This window comes from Priestia megaterium, from assembly GCF_023824195.1.
Taxonomy (GTDB): domain Bacteria; phylum Bacillota; class Bacilli; order Bacillales; family Bacillaceae_H; genus Priestia; species Priestia megaterium_D.
The window spans coordinates 1439805-1459674 of the sequence record NZ_CP085442.1 but is presented as its reverse complement, the minus strand read 5'-3'; the positions used below and the strand labels follow the sequence as shown (position 1 = coordinate 1459674).

Below are 19870 nucleotides of genomic sequence, written 5' to 3'. Positions count from 1 at the left end.
CTAATAATAGCGCCGGGCTGCGCACAGCTCTTCTTCATAAAGCGTTCCTTTTAATTCAATCAGTTCAACGGTTTTACCTGTTTTAGGTGAATGAAGCATTTTTCCTTTACCATAATAAATACCAACATGGTGGATAGACCCTTCACCTTTTTCATGAGCGAAAAACAGCAAATCTCCAGGTTGAATAGAGGCTAACCCTACTTCTTTTCCTTGCCTTGCTTGATCGGTGGCATCTCTTGGAATAAGATATCCGTTTGCTTTATGAGTAGCATAGGCAAACCCGGAACAATCATATCCCCAGGCACTCATGCCACCCCATAAATATGGAAGATTCAAAAATTGTTCTCCTGCTGCAATAATCATATCCCCAGTTCCTTTTGTCACTTTACGGTTTCTATCCTCTATTACAACAGCATCTTGACGTTTTATTCTCCCACTGCCAACTGGCGTTTGAACTTCTAGCCATTCTTTATCTTCTTTTAAAAGAGGCAGCTGTGTTTGATAACTAATTTGCAAGGCTTCTTCCGCTAGATGCAGTGTCGCAATCGTTGCTGATACCACTGCCGTTGGTTTATTCAATGGAAAATATTCAGCTTGAGAAATCAGTTGGTGGGAAGGAACCCACCCGGGATATCCTCTTTCATCTTTAGAAGAAAACTGAGAGGGAATAACGATTTTTGCCCATTTACCTTTCATTTCCGTTACATATACTTCTTCTCCTAGTAACAGCTGCGTTTGAACTAAATTTCCCTCACAAAGCTCCAACCGACGTGTATACGTTAATTGTTCTAGCCATTTATCCAGTTTTACTGGGACACTTATTGCATTGTCATCTATTTCTCTGCTAGAGTCATAGGAAGTCCAAACAGTCGCCACAGCTACACAAACGTAATACGTTTTTTTATCCACCACTTATTTATCCTCCCCGCAGGTTTAACCTTCAGCGTTCGACTTTATTTTTTGGTAATGTAATACCGGTTTCAAATTCCACCATTCGTTCATAAGTCGACATCGTGGCATAACTTCCAATCGCCACAGCTGTTTGAGGAGAGCAATGCCCGATGCGAAACCCTCTCATAACAGGCTTTTTTAAAGAAGTCAGGTAACTTGTTAATGCCTCTTCTAATGAAAGTGACTCCGTACGTTTTTTAGGATAGCAGTTATGAAAATCTCCGATAATAATTCCCGCTACATCCTGCAGTTTATTGGCCATATACAGCTGTGTCATCATGCGGTCAATTTCATACGGCTCTTCATCAATATCTTCAATAAATAAAATTCGATTTTTTGTATCTAGTTCAAATGGTGTGCCAAGCGTGCTTACCAGCAAAGTAAGATTTCCTCCTATCAGCTGACCAGTTGCTTCTCCTTCACAAATAGTGTCGAGCGGACTAATTTGATCCGTATAACAAAAAGAACGGTGAGAAAATAATTGATAAAAAGCTTGCTTTGTCTCTATATGAACATCTTCTTTTCCGATATCCGACGAAAGCATTGGCCCGTGAAAGGTAACCAAACCTGTGCGCTGATGAATAGCCGTATGTAAAAACGTAATATCGCTATATCCCCAAAAAATCTTTGGGTTTCGCTTAATTAAATCGTAGTTTAATTGCGAGGCAAGCTTAGCAGTCCCGTACCCTCCGCATGCACAGATAATTGCCTTTACTTCCTTATTGGCAAACATCGCATGTATATCGGCTGCTCGCTGTTCATCAGTCCCTGCCAAGTACCCGTTTTTTTTATATAAATGCGCGCCTGTTACTACGTTTAATCCTATTTCCTTTAAATATTCTATTCCTTTTTTTAGATTGTGCTGATTAGGCGGACTAGCAGGTGCAATAACAGCTACTGTATCACCTTTTTGTAATCGTTTTGGTTTTATCATTTGTTACACTCCTTTTGTGTAAAGAAATGAAGAAAGTGAAACTTGGGTCAGAAGGGAATTGAAATCCCCTCTGACGAAAAGTTCCACTTTACTGTTTATCTGCCCACTTCAAATCTAAATAGCCAACAGGATGACGAACAATTCCAGATACGTTATCTTTGATTAAAAACACATAGTTGTAGAAATGGATAGGGATGATCGGCATCTCATCAAATAAAATACCTTCTGCTTTATACATAAGCTCAAAACGTTTTTTATTATCCGTTTCGTTCATAGCTTGTTTAATTAACTCATCATATTCTTTATTGCTCCAAGCTGTACGGTTCATTGAATGACCCGTCTGGAAGCTCTCTAAAAAGTTAATTGGATCTGCATAATCAGCTAAAAATGAACTTCGTGACAGCTGAAACTTTAACGCTTTTTGTTCTTCTTGGAAAACATTCCATTCCATATTGGCAAGCTTCACATCTACGCCTAGATTTTCTTTGAACATTTGCTGCAGTGCTTCTGCTATTTTTTTATGCGTATCGTCTGTACTGTATGTTAGCGTAATAGCTGGCAGCTTTTTATATCCTTCTTCTTTCATTCCTTTTTTCAGAAGTGCTTTTGCTTCTTTGCCGTCTGTTTTTAATAAGTCGCCGCCCGTTTTCCGGAAATCCTTTCCATCTACATCTTTAAATCCGTAAGATACGAACCCGCGAGCTGGTTTTTCTTTATTTTTTGTAACAAAATTAACAATTTGATCTTGATCTACAGCCATTGCAAATGCTTTACGGATATTTTTGTTTTGAAAGGGCTCTTTATCTAAGTTAAAGCGGTAGAAGTAAGTTCCTGCTTGGTCTTCGATATGAACATCTCCATCTTTCAACAGCTTTTCACTTAAATCCGATGGAATTTCAGAAACATCTAGTTCTCCATTTTGATACATTTGATATTCTGTGTTTGTATTTTCAACAATTGCCCATTTTACCTTTTCTAGCTTTACATTTTCAGCATCCCAATACTGATCGTTTCTTTCCATTACTAGATTACTGTTATGCTTCCATTTAGTTAATTTGAAGGGACCATTAGCAACAAATGAATCTGCTTCTGCAAACCATTTCGGATTTTTTGTTGCTACTTTTTCATTAATTGGGAAGAACGCTGGATTGGAAACTACGCTTAAGAAATAGGCTTGAGGACTTTTAAGCGTAACTTCAAAGGTTTTGTCATCTAGCGCTTTTACCCCTACTTGATCAGCACTACCTTTACCCGTATTAAATTCTTCTCCACCTTGGATGAAATAACCTAAAAATGCCGCTGGAGAACCAGTCTTAGGATCTAAAAGCCTCTTCCAAGCAAATACAAAATCACTTGCTTTCACGTCATCTCCATTTGACCATTTAGCATCTTTTCGTAAATGAAACGTATAGACCTTTTTGTCCTCAGAGATATCCCATTTCTCGGCCATTGCTCCTTCAGGCTCATCGCTTTTCCCTAAACGAGTCAGCCCTTCCATTAAGTTATTAAGCATATTCCAAGAATATGAATCAAACCCAATAGGTGGATCAAAAGACGTAGGTTCTGCGCCATTATTCATATAAAGGACCTTACCGTCTTCTTTTGCTGTACTGCTCTTCTTTTCTGGCTCCGCGCCTGAATCTTTTGTGGCCGTACAGGCAGCAAGTGCAAATATAAGTACACACATCATTAGTAAAGACCCTATTTTTTTCATCATTTCCCCCTCTTTCATAAGTTCTCTATTCATCTATAAATCTAGCTTATAGTTGTTACAAATTTTTGGGCTCTCTCATCTTGAAGCCAGCAGTGCACTTGGTGACTTTCTTTCAGCTTTGTCGACACAGGATACATGCGATCACACACTTCCATTACGTAAGGACAGCGAGGTGCGAACGAACATCCGGATGGAGGTGCAAATAAATCGGGAGGTGATCCTGCAATAGGCACAAGCTCACTTTCGTATAAATCTAACCGAGGAACTGAACGCAGCAATCCTTTTGTATACGGATGCTGTGGCGTATAAAAGATGTCTCTTCTTGTTCCAATTTCTACAATCTTTCCTGCATACATTACGGCAACACGGTCAGCTACCTGAGCAACTACACCTAAATCATGGGTAATTAAAACAATTGAGACATCCGTTTTCTGCTGAATATTCTTAAACAATTCTAAAATCTGCGCTTGTATCGTGACGTCCAGAGCTGTGGTAGGTTCATCAGCAATTAGCACTTCGGGATTGCATACAAGGGCCATTGCAATGACAATACGCTGTCTCATTCCCCCGCTAAATTCATGAGGATATTGCTTTAGGCGTTCTTTAGGATTTGGAATTCCGACTAGCTCCAGCATTTCAAATGCTTTTTCTTTGGCTTTTTCTTTTGAGATGTTTTCATGTTGCATAATATTTTCTGAAATTTGCTCACCTACGCGAAGAGTTGGATTAAGCGCAGTCATAGGATCCTGAAAAATCATCGAAATATCAGCGCCTCGAATGTCTCGCATTTTCTTTTCTGATAGTTTCGTTAAATCCTGGCCTTTAAATAAAATAGATCCGCTTGTGATCCTGCCCGGAGGTGTCGGAATTAACCTCATAATACTTTGAGATGTTACGCTTTTTCCGCACCCTGACTCTCCGACAATCGCTAGTGTTTCTCCTTTATGCAAATCAAAACTAACGCCTCTTACAGCTTGAACTTGCCCTCCGTAAGTTGAAAACTGTACGTGTAAGTTTTTGATTTGGATCATTTTTTCCATTTGCTTACCTCCTTAATTTTGGATCAAGTGCATCTTGCAGTCCGTCTCCAAGGACATTAAAAGCAAACATGGTAAGAGAAATAAAAAAAGCGGGAAAAAACAAACGCCACCAATAGCCTGATAGAATCGTTGATAAACCATCGTTTGCCATTACTCCCCAGCTAGCATAAGGAGCCTGTACACCCAGCCCTAAAAAGCTTAAAAAAGCTTCAGCAAAAATGGCAGTTGGTACGGTTAGTGTCATTTGAACGATAATCGGTCCCATCGTATTTGGAAGCAGGTTCCGCTTAATGATACGACTAGTTTTTGTTCCAAACGTTTTGGATGCAAGCACGTATTCATAGTTTTTTATTTGCAATACTTGCCCCCGTACAATTCTCGCCATCCCGATCCAACCTGTAACGGAAAGTGCCACAATGATCGTAGAAAGCCCGGGGCCCATGACTACCATCAGTAAAATCACCACTAATAAATAAGGAAGACCGTATAAAATTTCAATTACACGCATCATGACATTATCTGTTTTTCCGCCTTTATAGCCTGAGAATCCCCCGTAAATGACACCGATGATAAAATCAATAAGCGCTGCCATCAGTCCTACAAATAAAGAGATTCTAGCTCCATACCATGTCCGAGTGTACATATCTCTGCCTAAGTCATCCGTTCCAAACCAATGACTAGCTGAAGGAGGAAGGTTTTGCTCTGTAAAAGAAGCTTTCGTTACACTGTAGGGTGAAAACATAGGGCCGAATATAGCCATCACAACGAGAATGACTAAAAAAAAGAGACCCAGCATGGCCAACTTGTTTTTTATAAGCCTGCGCCAAGCATCATGCCAATAAGAAAGACTCGGCCTTACAACTGCTTCAGCTTCAGATTTGTTTTTTTTCTTTGGCACAAACCACTCATCAGGAATTTGCTTATACTCCTGTTTTTCCAGCACGTTATCCCTCCTTCTTATGCAGTTTGATTCGTGGATCAAGTATTCCGTAAGCAATGTCTACTAAAAAAAGCATAATGATGAGAATCGAACTGTAAAAGACCGTAGTGCCCATAATTACCGGGTAGTCTCTCGTATTAATACTGTCCACAAAATATTTTCCCATGCCAGGAATAGCAAAGATTTGTTCAATAACAAATGTGCCGGTTAATACGCTGGCTGCAATCGTTCCAAGAACTGTTATAACGGGCATTAAAGCATTTCTAAGCGCATGCTTAAATACAATTTTCACTGGCGAAAGCCCTTTTGCACGCGCTGTTCGAATATAATCTTGAGTTAGTACTTCTATCATGCTTGAGCGAGTCAAACGTGCAATAATAGCCATAGGACCTGTGGCAAGAGCTAGAGTCGGAAGAATCATATGTAAAGGGCTCGTCCACGTAGCGGCAGGTAAAATTTTCAAATTAACAGAAAGCTGTTGAATTAACAACGTGGCCATAACAAAATTTGGAACCGACAATCCGATAACTGCTATACTCATCGCAATGTAATCAATCATTCCATTCCTTCTAAGAGCAGCGATAATGCCTAGTGTAATACCGGAAATCACCGCAAGAATTAACGTCACCATTCCAAGTTCAAATGACACTGGAAACCCTCTTCCTAAAAGGTCGTTAACCGTTTGAGACGGCTGTTTAATGGAAGGACCAAAGTCAAAGGTAACAATGGATTTTAAATAAAGAATATATTGCACAGCTAGCGGCTCATCTAAGTGATAAAATGATTCCAGGTTTTTTTGAACTGCATCGCTTGTCGCTCGTTCTTCATTAAATGGAGATCCAGGAATCGAATGCATTAAAAAGAAGGTTAAGGTCACAATTACCCACAGCGTAACAAGCATGGATAAAAATCGTTTCAAAATATAACTTTTCACCTTTATCCCACCTTCTAACAGAATGTTGTGCGCGTAGCTAATTCAGTCATAACAAGCATGGCCTGATAAGCTTCTAAAATATCTTTTGCTTGAAACCGAACGGTCGTCGTTCCAGGCTCAATTTCTGTGCCCGGCATTAAATGGGCCCACTCTGCTTGACCGTAATTTGCAAATTCTATTCGTAAGGTTGGATGTTTAGGTGGAATTAAAGGTTTAACAAGGTGTTTGTGTTGAATAGCTGCGGCTGTTTTTTCTTGAAGTAATTGTTCTGCTTTCTTAGGGGTTAATGTTTTGGCTGCAGAACGTGAAATGGCCTGTTTGACGATAGCAGTCGTCACGTTTGGAATAAGCTGCTGTGCTTCCAGCGCCGTTTGGTCATCACCGGCTACCATTAAAACTGGAACGCCGTAATACCCTGCGACGTATGCGTTGAAGCCTACCTCTCCAATATTTGTATCGTCTATGTACATATTGCGAGCACCAAATATCATCGAATGAGACATGACACCAGGCATGGATGCTTTAGCATGATACCCTAGAAACATAGCACCATCAAAAGTCTGATCTAATCCCTGTACCATTGAATATGGTTTTACGCTCCCTGAAATAAGCTGAGTTTCTGGATGAAGCCGTTCAACAAGGAGATTATTCATACTCGAATGACTGTCATTTACCACAACTTCTGAGCACTTTTCTCTAAATCCTGCATAAATTACTGCATTTGCTTCATCCGTCATTATTTTGCGGCTTCTTTCGTAATTTTCTTTCTGTCGCAGAACATTTGTGTGATCGACGAGTCCCGTAATTCCTTCCATATCAACTGACAGGTATAGTTTCATTTGTCTTATTCCTCCTCCTTCCTTGACTGTTAGTCAGTTCATTATAAATTATTCTTATGTTTATAATTTATAATTGTAAGAAAATTATAAATTATCTTTCTTCTTTTTACAACAATATATTGAATTTTTTGACACTTTACTCATCCTCCTTTTAACAAGATATCGCTTACAAATTGGAAATCCCATGGTAAAATAATAGAGCAGCCTGTTGGTTCATTCAGCCGCTCGTCGGCATTAATTGAGGTGTTAAGAATGTTTCGAGTTTCCATTGCTTCACTACAATGGTTTTTATTTATGATTTCTAATAGTATGATTGTTCCTATTGTAATTGCCTCTCAGTTTCATTTAAACGCAGCGGATTCTATTCAATTTTTACAGCGAACGTTATTTATTTTGGCTTTATCCGGGCTCTTGCAGGTGTTTATAGGGCATAAATACCCAATCATGGAAGGGCCAGCTGGCGTTTGGTGGGGCGTCTTTTCTCTGTATGCGAGTCTTGGAACCGTTCTGTTTGGTTCTCACTCTGAAACGCTCCGCGTGCTGCAGTTCACCCTCCTTATAAGCGGGATAATTGCTATTTTGATGAGCCTGCTTGGTCTCATTGATAAACTAGCAAAATACTTTACCCCGACAGTTACCGGTACATATTTAATTTTATTAGTGACGCAGCTCAGCGGTTCCTTTTTAAAAGGAATGTTTGGCATTACAGAAACGAATTCAGCTATTAAACTTCCAATTGCGCTGGCTTCAGCTGCGATTTTGCTGCTGACTTTTTATTTATTATCGCACCGGACGTTAAATAAGCTCAGCATTATTATTAGTATTGGTGTAGGCTGGGGAGTATTTGCAATGCTAGGGTTAGCTAAACCTATCGAATTTCAGGCGCAGTTATTTTACATACCTAAAGTGTTTGTATTTGGAGCTCCTCGCGTTGAATGGAATATGGTTGTTACTGCTTTTTTTGTGACGCTCATTTTAATTACAAACATGCTCGCTTCTATTCGTGTTGTTGAGTCTGTTTATAAACACAAAGGAGAAAAAATTGAAAAAGACAATATTAAGCGTTCCGGGATGGTTTCGGGTATAAGTCAGCTGCTTGGAGGATTGTTTTCAGGTGTCGGTGCCGTTCCTATTTCAGGTTCCGGTGGATTTATTTCAGCTACAAATCTTTATAGCCGAGTTCCTTTTATTGTAGCATCGTGTCTTTTGCTTTTTCTGAGTATCTTTACTCCTTTAACGTCCATTATGTCCGCTCTTCCTCCTGCCGTCGGATACGCGGCAATCTTTCCTGTTTTTACAGGTATGATGGCTCTTGGAATTGGAGAATTCAAGCATGCCAAACAGCCCGAAAAAGCGATGAAAAAAGCCGGTATTGCGTTGCTGTCGGGGATAGGGGTTATGTTTTTGCCTTCTCAAGCTTTTTCAACACTGCCACCTTTAGTTACTACGTTTTTAAGCAACGGATTAGTTCTTGGCACCATTATCATTCTTGTACTGGAAATTTTCGAATCTATTTCTTTGAAAAGACAAGGTGCAAAAGAGGGATAGAAAAAAGAAGCTGAAACTCAGCTTCTTTTTACCTTCTTACCGTTAATCCTTTTAGTTCATCGTCTTCCATAGCCATTTCATAAAATTCTCCCGTTTCATCGTGCGCTAAAACATAACCCAACTCTTCCTGAGCAGAAGCAGTTTTTCCAAGAACAGCTAGATAGCATGCCAAGTTATAGCGAATAAAAAGATCTTCGTCTCCACTTTCTACTCTGGTTATCATAAGCGAAGCTGCTGCTTCCGTTTCACCTTCTAAATGATACGCGATACCTAAATCGGTATACATCCCTTCATACTCTTGACGCTGTTCAATTGCTTTTTGAAGAAGCTGAACAGTTTCATGATAACGTTCCGTTTTATTATACAGTTTTGCTAGTCCTGCATATATGTCAGGCTGATAAATCTCCTGCTGAAGTAATTCTTGAAAAGCTGCCTCCGATTTTTCTACCTCTTCAAGGCTACTCAAAATAAATGCTCGGTATATCTGCAAATTTATATGATATGGCTGCTGTTCAAGAAGTTTTTGAACTAAGTTTAGCGCTTCATGTGCAACCTGTTCATTTTCATGGATATTAACGAGTATATTGGCTAAATGATAGGCAACATCAAAATCCCAGCTTTGATGCAGCGATTTTTTCAGCACGGTGATGCTATCTTCAATCAATCCTTTCTCTTCGTAAAAAGCCGCAAATGCATGCACAGCCTCTTTATTATTCCTATCCGTTTTTATAGCAAGTTCATACAGTTCAATCGTTAAGCCAAGCAGCGTAACCGTTTTTGCTTTTGCTTTGAACTTTGCTAAGCTTCGTTTGAAGATAGATCCTTGCTGCTCTTCTACGATCGAATCGGCATACTCATTTAAAGCCTCGGCTGCATTTTTAAATAACAAGCTTTTGCTTTGTTTTTCCATTTTTATCTTTTTTAAATCTGCCGTAAGCCCGGACAGTTTTTTTCCATTTGGAAAGCTAGACATGAACGTTTGAAATAGAGCGTAATCTTCCGGATCCTCACTTAGTAACTCTGTAAGAATTGTTCTAGCTTCTTCATATCTATGCTCCATGATGAGCCATTTTGCCTGATGATGGCGAATAGCAGGATTCTGTGGATCTAGTTCAAGGGCCTTCTCTAGATGCGTTTTAGCCTGTGAAATGTCTCCTTTTAGGCGATACACATGAGCCTGGCTGTCAGCGAGCCATTGAGGCAGCACAATTTCCTCTACGCTCTTTAATACCTCTAACAGCTCTTCATACTCTTTCTCTGTTTCACAAAGTGAAGCTGCGTGCTCAACGTTTACTTCCATAGGATTCAGCTGTATCCATTGAAGCAGCCAATTCCTTTCAGCCGTTCGATTTTGTTCTTCACAAGCCATTTCGGCAAGCTTCATACAAGCGGCTTCAAATGTTTTATCAAGAGTTAAGCATTTTTGGAAGGCCTCTTTTGCTTCAGTGATGCGATTCATTGATTGATATATTTCACCTAATCGATAATATGGCAAAGCATCTTGCTTGATACGAAGCGCTTGATGATAAAGTTTCTCACTTTTTGTTAGCTGCTTGGCTTGTTCGTATAATATGCCTAAATAGCACATGTACAAAATCTCATTAGGGTGCTCTTGATGTTCTGCAGTTAAAAACTTAATTCCACGAGTCAGTAAAGCCGTGTCTTCTAAATAACTCGTATATGCTTCTAACACTTCATCTAACGCTGTTTGAGCAAAATGAATTCCTTCTTCATAAAGAGCAAATCCAAATTCTATCGTTTGGTTGTCTAGCTCCTTTTGTTTTGCTGCATCTAAAAGCATGCTGCCTGCATCCAACATGACGTCACTGTTCGATGAAAACTTCTGCGCAATAAGCGTGAGCGTATCAACGGCCGTTAAATGTTCACCTGTTTCTAGATACGCATAAGATAAGCCCAAATACATAAGGGCATCTTCTTCTATTTTTAAGCCTTCTTTATACAGAGCAATAGCTTCTTCGTACCTTTGATTCGCGACGTATAAATCGCCTAGTCTTCCTCGAATTGTCATGTCGCTCGGGAGATGCTTCATGCCTTCTTTGAGATAGCTTTCAGCTTCGTCTGTTTTTTCTAGTTGATATTGTAGCAAATCAGCTATCGAAAGATATGGATAAGGAACAGTCGGCAAAAGCTGTTTAGCTACTTGAAATCCCCGGTAAGCTTTACGAAACTTTTTTAAATGTTCATCACAACGGGCTCTTTCAAACCAGCTGTGCGCATCTTTTGGGTTTTCTTTTAATAACGCGTCGAAAAGAGTTCTGGCTTCTGCGTATCTTTCTTTCTCCATTAAAATAAGTCCGTGATTGATTTGTGTATAAGATTCATCGCCATACATATTTAAGGAAATAGTCGAGCATTCAAAAGCCTTTTCGAGGTTTCCTTTGTACATATATGCAAGTGCTAAATAGCTCCAGTTCAAATGCTGCTCTACGTCTAATTGCAGCGAGCTGCGCAGTGCTTCAGCAGCCTCATCATATTTCTCTTCATCCAGCGCAATTCTTCCTTTAAGATAGTGATAAAAAGAGCTATGCTTTTTGTTATCTATGTGGTGTAACAAGGAAGATGCTCCCTTACTGTCGTCAAGTTTAAAAAAGGCATATGCGGCGTGAAGCTTAAGATAATCATGATTGCTATATTTCTCTAACACATGATTAATACACGTACGAATATAGGCTTCATGCTCTTTTCTGTACAAATGCTTCATACTGTAAATAGCGGCAAATGGAACATGCTCATTTGCTTTTAATAAAGAAACGAGATCGTTAATGTGTGCCTCTTCATCCGCTTCAACTAATTCGATTAAGTCATACAGCTGACGAATAAACACATCTTGCTCTTTAGAAAGTGAAGCGAGATCCGCTGCCGCTTTAGAAGCAACAATTGATAAAAAACCCGAATTAGCGTAATGCTGATCAAAATTTTTATATTCTACATACGTTGGACTTAGAAAATTAGCATCTTGTACATGAAAAAGTTCAAGTTCATCATCATAGCCAAATACAACTTGAACGTGGGAAGCTTGTTCAAATTCCAGACTGACCAAAATAGGCAGCCCTTTGTCTAATAGTTCTTTAAACTGTTCAACTGTGCCTGTAAAAAACATCGCTGCAAAGCCAAGAGATTCAAAGTAGCTCACCGCAGTTGATAATTTGGACCCTAACCCTCCGTAAATACGCGTTCCAATCTCATCCTGCGTTTTTTCGGTATGTAAAAGTTTTAACATCATACTCATACTGGCTGGCACGCAATAATTATCTTTTTGAACAATTGGTACAATAGGAAGCTTGATTGTACTGAATTTATCGTCTGTATGCTTTCCGATTAATTTTTGATAAGGTGAATCTTTTAAACATCGCTTAGTCGAGAGCAGATGCGTAAGCTGAGATTGCTGCTGGTGTTCAAAATAAATGTCGGCGCGCAGCAGCGTAAAAAAATCTTGATAATCGTGATAGGGTAACTTTGAGTCGATAAATTCAATCGTTTCAAGCAAGAGAGAATACTCTTTTAAATCTTTTAATCGCATCACTTTATCCATATATAAAGACGGAAGCTGTGGATAGCGTACAATAGCCTCGTTAATTGTTTCAAGCGATTGTTCATGCTTCCCTTCATACGCATACAAGTCCGCGAGCATTGCATAGCAAAAATCTCCATTCTTCTTATATGCCGTTCCTTCTTTTAAGCAGGCTTCAGCTTTCATTCTGTCATTGAGCTGCAAATAAAAATAACCCCATCTGTCAGCCATACCCTTTTGATTATGTGACGTTACTTGTTTCATCCACTTAGAAGCTTCATCCACTTGTTTCATTTCTAAAAGAATTCTTACCTTTAAAAAATAGATTTTCTCAAGCTGTTCCTCTTTAACTGATTCCGTATCCAGCTGAGAAATTAATAAAGAAAGTCTATCATCAGCGTCGAGTATCTTGCCTTCTCGCAGAAGATCATCGCAATAAAGAGTCACCATTCGAATCGAGCCAAATCGACGATAGCCATATGTCGTTAACATTCGGCTTAAACGATTTAATAAAGCTTCATCACAAAAGCGAATAAGCTCGTACAGCTCTTCTTCCGTTTGTAAGTTTGTTAACCATTCTTTCACAATCCCCGCAAGGCTCTTTGGTTGAAGGCTTTTTACTTCTTCTGTTATATACGCTACAAGATCAAATATTTGATAATGATCCACCATGCTTTTTAATTTCTGATAATTTATACTCAATTCAAAACCACCTTATTCAATAAAATAAGAACTATTGCATCTGCTGTCTATAAATTGAAGTATAAGAAATTTCAAGGATTTTTTCTAGACACAATATAAATTTAAGCATATTGACGGGTCTTTAAATAGCAAAGAGCTGTCTTTTATCATAAGACAGCTCCGTAAAATCACACTTCAGCTTTCTTCAGTTTTACGCCGCCTTCAGGTTTTGGTTTGATAGCTTTTAAAACTAAAATGGCACCTACCGCACTAATCCCTAGAGACGTTTGGAACACAGCCATGTCCGACCACTTCATAAGCAATGTATAAAGAGGAGGCCCAGCTGCTACTCCGACAAAGCGCATCGAACTGTAAAGAGACGTAATGGTTCCTCTCTCTTCCTTTTCAATTCCTTCTGTAATAAGCGCATCAAGACTGGGAAGAGCTGCTCCAATTCCAATTCCACCAAGCACTAAAGTGAGTAAAATACTAAAAAGAGACGTATTAAAAAATAAAATGATGAAAGAACATGTTAACAATAAAAAGCCAAAAAAAGCAGACCACTTCATAACGATTTTATTGTTTCCAACTTTTTTCCCCGCCACAAAAGAAGAAATAGATAAAGCTAGCAAAGGAATAGCCATCACTAAACCTTTTTTCGTATTCACAATATGATAACGCTCCTCTAGTATGGTCGATAGGTAAAATAAAACACCGAATAATACAAGCATAATAATGGCGCCTAAAATAAAAATAGCCATAAGCCATCCAATATTTTCTTTGAGCGTTTTCTTCAAATCCTTCAAAAACTGCGTAATACTTTTCTTTTTTTGTTCAGATTCAGAAGAACTATCATTTTTCGGAACTTTTACTAAAAAGATAACCAAAAGAATCGAAATAAGGCAAAGAATAGGAATGAACCAAAAAGGAAGAAACCAAATCATAGCCGCTAAAAAAGCTCCCAGTATTGGGCTTAGTACTTTCCCAAACGTATTAGCTGTTTCAATTAAACCTAGTCCTTTTGTAATTTCTTGCTCGTCTTTGAACATATCTCCTACACAAGGCATCACAACAGGCATAGCTCCTGCTGAACCTATTCCTTGAATCGCGCGGCCAATTAAAATAACCCAGAAAGGATTGGCCATTTGCCATGAAGCCCAGCCTGTTAAAGCCCCTCCTACTGCGGCAAGCAGCAAACTAGGAATAATAATTTTCTTGCGGCCAAATCGATCTGATAAATAACCAGCAATCGGGATTAAAAAAATAGCGAAAATTGAGTAGACCGTGATAATCATGGATACCTGCAGCGAGCTTATCTGTAGACGTTTTTCAATCACCGGCAATACCGGAATTAACATTGAATTTCCGAGGGTCATGATAAGTGGCACAGAAGCAAGAGCAAGTAAATCCAATTTTTTTCTACTTTCCATAGCGTCCTCCAAACCTTACTTCTAATTAACGTCACAATCACACGTTTTTCAATTTAAGCGTTATAAAACCTCTCGTGTTCATTGATTTTAAAGCTTAACTATCTCATTACATAAGATGATGTGTATCTATATTTTTTAGCTAAAAAGGTGATTGCTATTCATGGTTTCACTGTTCTTCTTTAATTTATTGAACTTTGTTATTTATCCCTGTTAATACTTGTAAAATCACATATTTTAAATCCTATATATGAAGAAGCGTACGAGTATCTCCGTACGCTTCTTCATATATAGGTGTCATCTTGTTACACTACTTCACCTCGATGACCATCTCCATCATACATAAACTGTTTATCAATGATATGTTCGATATATATGGTTGTCAAATCACTTTTTTTCACTTGAGCTACAATTAATCCTAACGGATCGCCAATAGTGAAGCTTGTTCCATTTTGAAACATTAGCAGCTGCTCATTTAAATGCAATACTCGCTTATAAATTTGCTCTTTCTCTAGGTTGCTGCGGCTCTTTGCTGCTTCGAGCGTTGAAAATAACAAAATGATTTCTTTTCCATTTACTTGTGTACGATACATACACGACCCACTCCTTATCACCGCGTTAAAATTATGCTGACTATACTTTTATTATAAACTAAATTTTCAGTTATTTTTCATCTCATAAGAAATTTTTTTAGTTATAATTGTACTACGTCTATGTTAAATGAAAATTCAATTTTCAGAAAAGTGAAATTTTAATGTTGAAATTTTATTTCTTCTTATTATATAATATAAACAATCATTTACCTCTATTGGAAATGATAATTCGAGTTTCAGCAGCATGAGGCTGCACAGTACTAGGGGGATTCAAGTTATGCAAAATGGTAAAGTAAAATGGTTCAACAATGAAAAAGGCTATGGTTTTATTGAAGTTGAAGGCGGCAGCGACGTATTTGTACATTTTTCTGCCATCCAAAGCGAAGGTTATAAATCCTTGGAAGAAGGACAAGAGGTATCTTTTGAAATTGTAGAAGGCAATAGAGGCCCACAAGCCGCTAATGTCACTAAGCTATCATAAATAGATCTTTTTATTTTATAGTAAAAGAGACTCTTTTCCGAGTCTCTTTTTTGTTATACCTAGCGTTTGGCCTCAGTAAGCTGCTGTTCACATGTTTGAATAGACTGCATGCACTGCTGAAGAAATTGCTCGTCTACTCCTGTGCCATGAGCTTTGGCAGATTGAAGCTGTGCTTTTGCATCATTAAGCGCATTCGTTGCCTCTTCAAGCTGCTGAGGACTCATACTCATCGTAGCTGTTCCAATCATCTTTTGAGCAGATTGAATAGACACTTCTACTTGCTTTAAATCATTATATCCTGTTGTTACTTCTTCATTTGAAAACTTATCCATTGAAAGAACACCTCCATATGGATAGAATGAAGCTGCTGCCTGCAAATTATACACGCTTACTTTTTAGTCAGCAAATCTCCATACTGCTTAATTTTTTCTCCTACAGTACACTCTTTAATACAAAACGTCTGAGCGTATGTTTTGCCCTTTTCTTTATTAAACGTTTTTTTTACAAAACAATCACTACAGTAGTAATCCAATAACTCCGTTACTTCTTCTAATAATTGTTTACGTTCCACTCTCGTTCATCTCCATTTCGTTCTGTGTGTTACACTTGCTTCCTGCTAGCAATTGGTATCCCTTGAAGAGCTTGAGTAGCAAGCTGGTCAGCCTCTTCATTTTCCTTCCTCGAAATAGGCTCATATACCGGTCGGATACCAAGTTCCTGCATTTTATCTTCTATTCGATCTAAGTACCGATTAAACTCTTCTTCGAAACAGGGCCACTCCCCAGCCAGCTGATTTAATACAACCTGAGAGTCACCTCTAAACGTTACCGGTATATGATGAACACCAAGTTCCTCAAGCTCTTGTATTAAATAATAAAAAGCAGCATACTCTGCCTCATTATTTGATTCAATCTCTTGCAGTCTTGAGTTGCGTCGTATTCGGTAAGACTTGTTGTTCTGTTTAAAATAAATCACAACCCCAAGCCCCGCTAAGAGCGTATCATGCTCATAGCCTCCGTCAAAATATGCCACAATATCATGAGGCTCTGTCTGTACTTCCTGTAAGAGCTTTTTCGCTTCTTTTACAGTCCATTTTTGCTGCTGCTCATCAAGTAGAAAAATTTCCTTCGTTCGACCTGTTTTTTCTAAATCACCCACAATCATTAGCGCCTCATTCGCATCTGTGAAATCGGATGTGAAAATTAACTGTTTATGTTTCGAGGATTTATAATGCCATTCAATTTGGAAATTCATAACGAGCATTCCTTTCATCAGCAATTTTGAATTCAACACTTTTTCTGCTTTTTTGTATTTTATCTTCTATTATGTCTTTTCATGACAGTTTTCTTACCTAATAAGCGGATTTTAGCGTTTATACGTGCTAATATAAAATAGCTGAAGTACTTATGATACAATACTATTGATGAAAAAACATGGTTTAAGCTTATATTGTTTTAACAAGGAGGCTGTATGATGATTGAAGTTTATATAGACGGAGCCACTGCTGGCAATCCTGGTCCTTCTGGAGCTGGTATTTTAATTAAAGGAAATGGTGAACATCATCGTTACGCTATTGCTCTTGGGACAATGACGAATCATGAAGCAGAGTACCATGCACTTCTTCATGCATTAAAAATTTGTTTAGAAAAAAAGTATACGAGCGTATCTTTTCGAACGGACTCTCAGCTAGTAGACCGCGCAATGAACCAAGAATACGTTAAAAATAAAGCGTTTGCTCCTTTACTGGAAGAAGCCCTCAAATTGTCCAGTCAATTCGATTTATTTTTTATAAAGTGGATCCCTAGCTCTCAAAATGCAGGTGCTGATCAGCTGGCCAGACAAGCCATTAATCAAAAAGAAGCAGGAATGTAATCCTGCTTAAATCATACCTGATGACTTTAAATATTGAATGGCTTGTTTTTGATTGCTAATACGATTTGATGTCAAATTCTCGAGGAGCGATACAAAAAAACTGCCGTCAAATTCTTTTTGTACTTTTAGTGTCCATTCAATTGTAAATATGACCATCTCGTCAGCTGCACGCGTATACTGCTGACCAAATGAAATAAATCCACGTGCATCTTCTGCTAAATGAAAGCCTTTTTCTTCAAGATAAAGAAGATACTCTTCAACGGTTTGAGCTGTTTTTGTCACTTTTTCGTCCCATCCTTTTGCAAAGGTTCTTCTTTATCTTAGCTTACTTTTGGCTATTTGACTATGATTTCCCTTCTAAAAAATAGCCAATTGCTCCAAGTGCTACTCCTAAAATGGCTCCGCCAATCACTTCTTCGGGCTGATGCCCAAGCATTTCTTTCAAGCGCTGTTCCGTCAAATCGTGAAAGCCTCCGTCTGGAAGACCCGCAAGCTTTTCAATTTCTTCATCTAACGTATTCACTTTAATAGTAATTTCGCCAGTCTGCCTTCGAATTCCTTGTGCATCGTACATGACAATAATTCCAAAAACAGATGCTAGCGCAAAGTCAATCGTAGAAACACCTCTTTTTAACGCTACATAGGTCGCCAAAGAAGATACGCCGGCTGAATGAGAGCTTGGCATTCCACCCGACGCAGCAATCATCCGCATATCCCATTTTCCTGTTTGATACTTTTTAATTGGGATTTTTAAGGCTTGGGCTAAACCGATTGATGAAAGAGCAATGACAATTCCTTTATTCATATTGCTTCACCTCATCTATAGTTTGCGATGGATTGACGTCTCGTACCCAAGCAAATATTGCCCAACAAAAAACGCCGGGCTAATCTGCTGATAGAGCAGACTAATTCCGGCGCTTTTGGAAACAGTTCTGTTATTTTTTACGCTTTTTTTGTGCAGCATTATTCATTTTGGCAGATTCAACTTCAGCATAAGAGCCGAATTCTTGTCCATATTGATTATTTGCACTTTTATTAGCTTCTAACTTCTTGTTAACAGAATTGTTTTGGTTTTGTTGCACGTTGAACTCAGAAGCAAACTCCCCAGCATAAGTGTCATTTGCACTTTTTGCACGCTTTGCTTTTTGAGCCTGATTTGCTTTAAACTCAGAAGAGAACTCTTGGTTATAATTATGCTTTGCATTGTTATTCGCTTGCGCATTTTTATTACCTAATTTTTGACGACCCATCGCTATCTCCTCCTATTTGTACCTCGTTGGTACACTATTAGTATGGATCAAGCGGCACGTCATATCCTGTTCAAATTAAGGTAAAAACACCAGAGCTTAGCACGTTTATATTCTTGCTACGTACTCTTTAACCATTTCTTCTGTCACTACTTTACGGCCTGGAATGATGGTATATTTTTGAGACAGCTCATTAATTTCTGCTGTTACAGCGTTAATACCGTCTACAGAAAAGGGCTTCCCTTCTTTACACAAAAGCACAGCTGCTTCAATAGCTTGCTCGCGTCGAGCTTCTAAGCTGGCAAAAGCACGTACTAATTCGTGCTGTTTTTTAGAATGGGCTGAAATTTCTTTATGTACACTCATGTTCTTTCCTCCATTATATTATGCTGAGTTAGTAAAAATAAGTTAATGTCCTCATAACTGATTCGCTTTTCCGGTAATTCTTTTAAGTTTTCTTCTATCGCTGCAGCTTCTTTCTTAATGCTGTCCAAAAAGTTCTTCATTTTCTCATTAAAAACAATTTGCCCGCTTACCTTGCATTGTACAAACTGCTTAATGATGGATTGCTGCCTATCATCAAGGTTTGCCTGCTTGCATAAGTCAGCAAATAAAATGACAGGGAAACTGCGCTGCTTTACTACTACTTTCAGTGATAAAAATGCACGAATCAGTTGGAGCATCACTTTTATATCCTCTATTGTAACAGAAGATGTCAGATTTCTTTTACTATTTATCGTTAAAATTTTAAAATAATGATATCCCAATGCTTTTAAGGAATATGATTGAGCCATCATTTGCCGAAGTGGCTCAGCAAACGATGGCTTCTGATAATAAACAAAAGGCGACCATAGCCACTCATAAAGCGAAGGGTTTGATTTTGTAAACAAATAAATGGTTTTGTACAAATCCCACCCTTGCATATCATAATTGCCTTCTGCTACATTAATGACCTCTTGAGGTCTATTGAGATGAAGATAGCGTGATGCTTTATATTTGTATATAAAGCGGACGTCAAAATCACTCGCTAACGTATCGAGTCCGTAAGCACGGCTGCCTGATTCACATGCAAACAAAATTTCCACATTATATTCTTTTTCAATTTCCTGTAAACGTTTATTTATGTGTGTAGACATA

General features: G+C 38.5%; 21 protein-coding genes. 3 read left to right on the top strand and 18 right to left on the bottom strand.

The features are described 5' to 3' along the window. The 7 genes from LIS78_RS07460 to dppA form a co-directional block, all read right to left on the bottom strand. Complete coding sequence (locus tag LIS78_RS07460) at positions 1-909, bottom strand: C40 family peptidase (RefSeq protein WP_252285327.1); 909 nt, start codon at positions 907-909, stop codon at positions 1-3. Between the two features lie 31 nt (positions 910-940). Next, positions 941-1885: a S66 peptidase family protein gene (locus tag LIS78_RS07455; RefSeq protein WP_195780724.1), complete on the bottom strand. Its 945-nt coding sequence runs from the start codon at positions 1883-1885 to the stop codon at positions 941-943. An 88-nt stretch (positions 1886-1973) separates the two neighbouring features. Beyond that, positions 1974-3617 (bottom strand): peptide ABC transporter substrate-binding protein, encoded by a 1644-nt coding sequence (locus LIS78_RS07450; protein ID WP_209151715.1) that lies wholly within the window; start codon positions 3615-3617, stop codon positions 1974-1976. 23 nt (positions 3618-3640) lie between these two features. Then, positions 3641-4639 (bottom strand): ABC transporter ATP-binding protein, encoded by a 999-nt coding sequence (locus LIS78_RS07445; RefSeq protein WP_195780725.1) that lies wholly within the window; start codon positions 4637-4639, stop codon positions 3641-3643. A 4-nt stretch (positions 4640-4643) separates the two neighbouring features. Beyond that, the gene (locus tag LIS78_RS07440; RefSeq protein WP_252285326.1) at positions 4644-5600 is read right to left on the bottom strand and encodes an ABC transporter permease; all 957 of its coding nucleotides are present in this window, start codon (positions 5598-5600) and stop codon (positions 4644-4646) included. Further along, positions 5584-6513, bottom strand: a complete 930-nt coding sequence (locus LIS78_RS07435; protein ID WP_195780726.1) for an ABC transporter permease — start codon at positions 6511-6513, stop codon at positions 5584-5586. The genes LIS78_RS07440 and LIS78_RS07435 overlap by 17 nt, the downstream gene beginning before the upstream one ends. 14 nt (positions 6514-6527) lie before the next feature. Next, positions 6528-7352, bottom strand: coding sequence for a D-aminopeptidase DppA (gene dppA / locus LIS78_RS07430; RefSeq protein ID WP_252284894.1), 825 nt, complete (start codon positions 7350-7352; stop codon positions 6528-6530). Positions 7353-7604: 252 nt separating this feature from the next. Here dppA and LIS78_RS07425 point away from each other — a divergent pair, with 252 nt between their 5' ends. Further along, positions 7605-8900, top strand: coding sequence for a purine/pyrimidine permease (locus LIS78_RS07425; protein ID WP_252284893.1), 1296 nt, complete (start codon positions 7605-7607; stop codon positions 8898-8900). A gap of 28 nt (positions 8901-8928) precedes the next feature. Here LIS78_RS07425 and LIS78_RS07420 read toward each other — a convergent pair whose 3' ends face one another. The 3 genes from LIS78_RS07420 to LIS78_RS07410 form a co-directional block, all read right to left on the bottom strand. After that, a complete protein-coding gene (locus LIS78_RS07420) occupies positions 8929-13134 on the bottom strand; it encodes a tetratricopeptide repeat protein (protein WP_252284892.1) in 4206 nt (1401 codons plus the stop codon). Between the two features lie 167 nt (positions 13135-13301). Next, positions 13302-14543 (bottom strand): bacillibactin exporter BcbE, encoded by a 1242-nt coding sequence (bcbE, locus tag LIS78_RS07415; RefSeq protein WP_195780729.1) that lies wholly within the window; start codon positions 14541-14543, stop codon positions 13302-13304. Between the two features lie 302 nt (positions 14544-14845). Further along, a complete protein-coding gene (locus LIS78_RS07410) occupies positions 14846-15133 on the bottom strand; it encodes a hypothetical protein (protein ID WP_013056176.1) in 288 nt (95 codons plus the stop codon). A gap of 277 nt (positions 15134-15410) precedes the next feature. Here LIS78_RS07410 and cspD point away from each other — a divergent pair, with 277 nt between their 5' ends. After that, positions 15411-15614 carry a cold-shock protein CspD gene (gene cspD / locus LIS78_RS07405; protein ID WP_013056175.1) on the top strand — a complete coding sequence of 68 codons (204 nt, stop codon included), beginning with the start codon at positions 15411-15413 and terminating at the stop codon, positions 15612-15614. A gap of 59 nt (positions 15615-15673) precedes the next feature. On the opposite strand, the gene LIS78_RS07400 is transcribed toward cspD, so the two are convergent. The 3 genes from LIS78_RS07400 to LIS78_RS07390 are packed head-to-tail and all read right to left on the bottom strand — an operon-like array spanning position 15674 to position 16868. Then, the gene (locus tag LIS78_RS07400) at positions 15674-15946 is read right to left on the bottom strand and encodes a DUF2564 family protein (protein ID WP_013056174.1); all 273 of its coding nucleotides are present in this window, start codon (positions 15944-15946) and stop codon (positions 15674-15676) included. 56 nt (positions 15947-16002) lie between these two features. Continuing rightward, a complete protein-coding gene (locus tag LIS78_RS07395; protein WP_013056173.1) occupies positions 16003-16185 on the bottom strand; it encodes a zinc-finger domain-containing protein in 183 nt (60 codons plus the stop codon). 29 nt (positions 16186-16214) lie between these two features. Further along, on the bottom strand, positions 16215-16868 hold the full coding sequence (locus LIS78_RS07390; RefSeq protein WP_195783306.1) for a ribonuclease H family protein: 654 nt from the start codon (positions 16866-16868) through the stop codon (positions 16215-16217). A 219-nt stretch (positions 16869-17087) separates the two neighbouring features. Here LIS78_RS07390 and LIS78_RS07385 point away from each other — a divergent pair, with 219 nt between their 5' ends. Continuing rightward, positions 17088-17486: a reverse transcriptase-like protein gene (locus LIS78_RS07385; protein ID WP_033578453.1), complete on the top strand. Its 399-nt coding sequence runs from the start codon at positions 17088-17090 to the stop codon at positions 17484-17486. Between the two features lie 6 nt (positions 17487-17492). Here LIS78_RS07385 and LIS78_RS07380 read toward each other — a convergent pair whose 3' ends face one another. The 5 genes from LIS78_RS07380 to LIS78_RS07360 all read right to left on the bottom strand — a co-directional run bounded on the left by LIS78_RS07380 (position 17493) and on the right by LIS78_RS07360 (position 19869). Then, the gene (locus tag LIS78_RS07380; protein ID WP_013082383.1) at positions 17493-17768 is read right to left on the bottom strand and encodes a DUF6123 family protein; all 276 of its coding nucleotides are present in this window, start codon (positions 17766-17768) and stop codon (positions 17493-17495) included. Between the two features lie 61 nt (positions 17769-17829). Further along, on the bottom strand, positions 17830-18291 hold the full coding sequence (locus LIS78_RS07375) for a divergent PAP2 family protein (RefSeq protein ID WP_013056169.1): 462 nt from the start codon (positions 18289-18291) through the stop codon (positions 17830-17832). 130 nt (positions 18292-18421) lie between these two features. Next, on the bottom strand, positions 18422-18736 hold the full coding sequence (locus tag LIS78_RS07370) for a hypothetical protein (protein ID WP_013056168.1): 315 nt from the start codon (positions 18734-18736) through the stop codon (positions 18422-18424). Between the two features lie 105 nt (positions 18737-18841). Beyond that, positions 18842-19099 carry a DUF2533 family protein gene (locus tag LIS78_RS07365; protein ID WP_013082381.1) on the bottom strand — a complete coding sequence of 86 codons (258 nt, stop codon included), beginning with the start codon at positions 19097-19099 and terminating at the stop codon, positions 18842-18844. Continuing rightward, positions 19096-19869 (bottom strand): nucleotidyltransferase domain-containing protein, encoded by a 774-nt coding sequence (locus LIS78_RS07360; protein WP_252284891.1) that lies wholly within the window; start codon positions 19867-19869, stop codon positions 19096-19098. The genes LIS78_RS07365 and LIS78_RS07360 overlap by 4 nt, the downstream gene beginning before the upstream one ends. Position 19870: the final 1 nt, after the last annotated feature.